Source organism: Mesobacillus sp., assembly GCF_049588175.1.
Lineage (GTDB): Bacteria > Bacillota > Bacilli > Bacillales > Cytobacillaceae > Mesobacillus.
The window spans coordinates 1-3,712 of record NZ_JBAVFI010000428.1 but is presented as its reverse complement, the minus strand read 5'-3'; the positions used below and the strand labels follow the sequence as shown (position 1 = coordinate 3,712).

At 39.5% G+C, this 3,712-nt stretch carries 4 protein-coding genes; all 4 read left to right on the top strand.

The genetic code is table 11. The features are described from left to right. The first annotated feature begins 105 nt into the window (after nucleotides 1-105). The 4 genes from WB217_RS10605 to WB217_RS10590 all read left to right on the top strand — a co-directional run bounded on the left by WB217_RS10605 (nucleotide 106) and on the right by WB217_RS10590 (nucleotide 3,629). A complete protein-coding gene (locus WB217_RS10605; protein WP_423993199.1) occupies nucleotides 106-1,494 on the top strand; it encodes an amino acid permease in 1,389 nt (462 codons plus the stop codon). Nucleotides 1,495-1,693: 199 nt separating this feature from the next. Continuing rightward, a complete protein-coding gene (locus WB217_RS10600) occupies nucleotides 1,694-2,542 on the top strand; it encodes an STAS domain-containing protein (RefSeq protein WP_423993198.1) in 849 nt (282 codons plus the stop codon). A 110-nt stretch (nucleotides 2,543-2,652) separates the two neighbouring features. Continuing rightward, nucleotides 2,653-3,177 carry an AAA family ATPase gene (locus WB217_RS10595; RefSeq protein ID WP_423993197.1) on the top strand — a complete coding sequence of 175 codons (525 nt, stop codon included), beginning with the start codon at nucleotides 2,653-2,655 and terminating at the stop codon, nucleotides 3,175-3,177. Beyond that, nucleotides 3,177-3,629, top strand: coding sequence for an N-acetyltransferase family protein (locus WB217_RS10590; RefSeq protein WP_423993196.1), 453 nt, complete (start codon nucleotides 3,177-3,179; stop codon nucleotides 3,627-3,629). The genes WB217_RS10595 and WB217_RS10590 overlap by 1 nt, the downstream gene beginning before the upstream one ends. The last annotated feature ends 83 nt before the right edge of the window (nucleotides 3,630-3,712 follow it).

Below are 3,712 nucleotides of genomic sequence, written 5' to 3'. Positions count from 1 at the left end.
TTTTAATTTCTGAATATTTTAATCTTTACAAATAAATAATATACTAGTAAAATGAAAAAAGTCACATAAGCAAAAATCGACAAATTTCTACATCAGGAGGAGTTTATGGACTTATTTCGTAAAAAACATATTGGAAATGAAATGTCGAATAATTCACTCAAAAGAGTTTTGGGGGCGCTAGATTTAACAATGTTAGGCGTCGGGGCAATAATTGGAACCGGTGTTTTCGTATTGACAGGAGTAGCAGCTGCCAAATACGCGGGCCCTGCCTTAATCCTTTCCTTTATAATTGCAGGCTTGGCCTGTGTATTTGCTGCATTATGTTATTCGGAATTCGCTTCGATGATTCCACAGTCAGGGAGTGCATACACATATAGCTATGTGGCTTTCGGTGAGATATTTGCCTGGATATTAGGCTGGGATTTAGTCCTCGAGTATGGGCTGGCCTCATCTGCTGTAGCAAGCGGATGGTCGGGTTATTTTCAAAGTTTGTTATCCGGATTTGGAATACATCTTCCAACTGCCCTGACGAGTGCGTTTGATCCAGCAAAGGGCACGGTAATCGACGTGCCGGCCATCATGATCGTTCTCTTGGTTACTTTCCTGCTTTCAAGAGGAGTAAAGGAATCTGCAAGGTTTAATGCAATCATGGTAGTCATTAAGGTAGCCGTGGTACTGCTCTTCATTGCGATTGGAGTTTGGTACGTTGAGCCTGCTAACTGGAAACCTTTCATGCCTTTTGGAGTTTCAGGTGTTGTAAGTGGTGCTGCTGTTGTAGTGTTTGCTTACTTTGGTTTCGATGCTGTCTCCACAGCAGCCGAGGAAGTAAAAAATCCTCAGAGGAATCTCCCAATTGGGATCATCTCTGCTTTGGTTATTTGTACGATTCTTTATATCGCTGTATCGTTAATCCTGACAGGAATGGTTCCCTTCAATATGTTAAACGTTAAGGACCCTGTAGCTTTTGCTCTACAATTTATTGGCCAGGACTGGGCAGCTGGTTTTATCTCCCTTGGAGCGATTGTAGGTATAACGACAGTGCTGATCGTTATGATGTTTGGCCAATCACGACTGTTTTTTGCAGTAAGCAGGGATGGCCTTCTTCCAAAAGGATTATCAAGTGTCCATCCAAAAACCCAGGTTCCACTGGTAAGTACATGGGTTACAGGAATTTTAGTCGCTCTTCTAGCAGGATTTGTTCCTTTGGATAAGTTAGCAGAGCTTACTAGTATCGGGACATTGTTTGCCTTTGCGACTGTTTCCCTGGGAGTTGCTGTTCTCAGAAAAACACGGCCAGATTTAAAACGTGGCTTTAGAACTCCTTGGGTTCCTGTTATTCCTGCCCTGGCAGTAATCTTTTGTGTCTATCTCATGTTCCAGCTTTCTTCTTTTACATGGAAAGGCTTTTTCATCTGGCTGGTGGCAGGTTTGATTATTTACTTTACGTATGGATATAGAAACAGCAAGTTGAATTTACAAAAAAATAAAATGTAAGTTTTATCATTAAAAAATCTCTTAACTTTGACATCCGTTGTTCAAGGTTAGGGGATATTTTAATTTTTACTCTAAAAGGTTAAAAACTTGTCCTGCTTTCTCAACCTGAGTTATGATGAATTACAACAGTGTATTTATGAATGAGACCTTTGAATCATAGATCGTAAAATATCGTCTTGGAACATTTGGAGGAAAATCAATGAATAATGAATTGAAATTATTAGGGGAAGCAATTGTTAAAAGGAAACATGAAATAGCAAAAGCTGTCCATGAGGATCGATTATCCACTGCGGAGATTACTGAAGCTCAAAAACATGAGTTTAAAAAAATCGAAGCACAAATTTTAGAAGTGCGTGCTAATTTCATTGCTTTATTTGGTGAAGCTTTAGTGGACCATGAAGATAAAGAGAGAGGCCTTGCGAAGATTGCCCAGTGGGGAAAAGAAACTGGGGAGTATATTTATAAATTAGGAACCTCTTTAGATGAAGCGCTAAAGGATACAAGCTTTTACCGCGAACATATTTGGAATGCAATCAAGGAAGAAGCAAAGGACATGTCAGCTTCAACTATTTTTGAAGTCCTTAATGTCATTGATCCGCTTATGGACCATGCAATCTACAGCTTCAGCTTAACATTCGTGGAATATCATCAAAAGAGCCTCGAGAACGCAAAAACTGCCTTGCTTGAACTATCTGTACCAGTTGTTCCATTATTGCCGGGTGTAGGCGTGCTGCCGCTTGTTGGCAACGTTGATACTGAAAGAGCGCAGCTATTGATGGAAGAAACATTAGAACAAGCTGTTAAACTGAAACTTACACACCTGATTTTCGATGTATCAGGTGTAATGATTGTTGATACGATGGTAGCGGATCAGCTATTCAAAGTAATCAGCGCATTATCTCTAGTCGGCGTAAAGACAATCATGACTGGTATCCGTCCAGAGGTTGCCCATACAATGGTTACCCTTGGCTTAAATCTTGAAGGAATCACGGTAAAATCGAACCTTCACCAGGCATTTAAAGAAATCCAGACATTGAAAAACGTTTAATAGATATAAGAAAAAGCTGCTGCGGCAGCTTTTTTTTGTGCTTAAAGGAGGAAAATCGTCTCTAAAAGAGAAAATGATAATCTATCCTATAAAAAAAAGCGATGATTTCAATGAAAGAACAATTATCTTGCAAAATCCATATAATCGGGTCGGTCGGAAGTGGTAAAACAACATTGGCCCGGATGCTTTCTGCTAAAATGGAGCTGCCTCATCACGAACTTGATAATGTGGTATGGGAAAGATTCGCTACAGGTGATGTCAGAAGGAGTGAAAAGGAAAGAGATGATTATTTGTGCAGAATTATCAAGACTAATGCCTGGATCATTGAAGGTGTCCACTTTGAGTGGGTGCAGCAAAGCTTTAAGGATGCAGATATAATCATTCTCTTGAACCCTCCTTATTCTACTAGGACATTCAGAATCATCAAAAGGTTTATTTTGCAAAAGCTGGGGATTGAAAAATCCAATTACAAACCAACCTTTACGATGTTCAGGAAAATGTTTGTCTGGAATCGCCATTTTGAAAATAAAAGCAAACCAGAAATCTTGAAGATCCTTAGCGAGTATGAAGAAAAGGTATGGATTTTAAACAACACCCGCAATCTTGAAAAAAATTATAGACTGGAGTCCTTATGATGAACGCACTATTTATTCGCACTGCAGAGGAAAAAGATATTCCACAATTATACGAGCTAATGCTTGGTTACATCGTCGATTTTTATCAAAAACCAAAGCCCAATGAAGCAGACTTGAAGAAGCTTATTCAGCATCTGATTTCCCATCCGGATACAGGAGTGCAATTTGTGGCTGAAAAAGAGGGTGAATTAGTAGGCTTCGCTACATTGTATTTCACTTTTAGTACGCTGCAGGTAAAACGGGCAGCAACTCTGAATGACCTGTTTGTAACAACTGAAGCCAGAGGTCATAAAGCTGGGGAGCGCTTGTTTGAAGCCTGTTTAGCCTATATCAGGGAGAATGATTTTGCTTATATGACCTGGGAAACAGCGAAAGACAATCTCATCGCCCAGGGACTATACAACAAAATGGGTGGTAAGATTTCAGAATGGCTGGTATATGAAATTGAATAATCAAGACTGCTAAAAAATCCATAAAAAAGGACCACTATATGAACTGCGCTAAAACGTACAAAAAAGTATGTGCAGTCTATTGT

Coding starts and splice junctions, on each gene's coding strand:
- WB217_RS10605 (WP_423993199.1), top strand. CDS start 106: ATGGACTTATTTCGTAAAAAACATATTGGAAATGAAATGTCGAATAAT.
- WB217_RS10600 (WP_423993198.1), top strand. CDS start 1,694: ATGAATAATGAATTGAAATTATTAGGGGAAGCAATTGTTAAAAGGAAA.
- WB217_RS10595 (WP_423993197.1), top strand. CDS start 2,653: ATGAAAGAACAATTATCTTGCAAAATCCATATAATCGGGTCGGTCGGA.
- WB217_RS10590 (WP_423993196.1), top strand. CDS start 3,177: ATGAACGCACTATTTATTCGCACTGCAGAGGAAAAAGATATTCCACAA.